Here is a 556-nt window from a genome sequence, read left to right as displayed (position 1 = left end):
AGTGTGCGTGCCGTTGTTATTATCGACAACTTGGGCTAATGATGGCTTACCATCTTCTCCTTTAGCACCAGTTGCACCGGTTGCGCCAGCTTTTCCATCCTTACCATCTTTGATGATTGTAGATGANGTTACTTCGTCTGGATCNANNTNNCCATTNCCGTTCTTATCCAGACCAACTTTAACAGTGTGCGTGCCGTTGTTATTATCGACAACTTGGGCTAATGATGGCTTGCCATCTTCTCCTTTAGCGCCAGTCGCACCTGTTGCGCCTGTTTCACCTTTATCACCCTTAGCTCCTGTTGCACCGGTAGCACCTGTAGCTCCAGTTGCACCAGCTTTTCCATCTTTAATGACTGTAGAAGATGTTACTTCGTCTGGATCAAGCTCACCATTTCCATTCTTATCCAAACCGACTTGAACAGTATGGGTGCCGTTGTTGTTATCAACAACCTTAGCTAGTGGAGATTTTCCGTCCTTACCATCTTTAACAATGGTAGATGAGGTTACTTCGTCTGGATCCAATTGGCCATTGCCGTTCTTATCCAGACCAACTTTA

Annotated in this window: 1 protein-coding gene; it reads right to left on the bottom strand. The window is 45.5% G+C overall.

The window, feature by feature from the left end:
- Window positions 1–522, bottom strand: a 522-nt coding sequence (locus D8797_RS10135) for a collagen-flanked surface repeat-containing protein (protein WP_446677502.1), incomplete at its 3' end; no start/stop codon positions are given.
- Between the last annotated feature and the right edge of the window lie 34 nt (window positions 523–556).

This window comes from Streptococcus cristatus, assembly GCF_003944225.1.
In the GTDB taxonomy this organism is placed as follows: Bacteria; Bacillota; Bacilli; order Lactobacillales; family Streptococcaceae; genus Streptococcus; species Streptococcus cristatus_K.
Note: the sequence above shows the minus strand (reverse complement) of the source record. Positions and strands in the feature narration are given on the sequence as shown.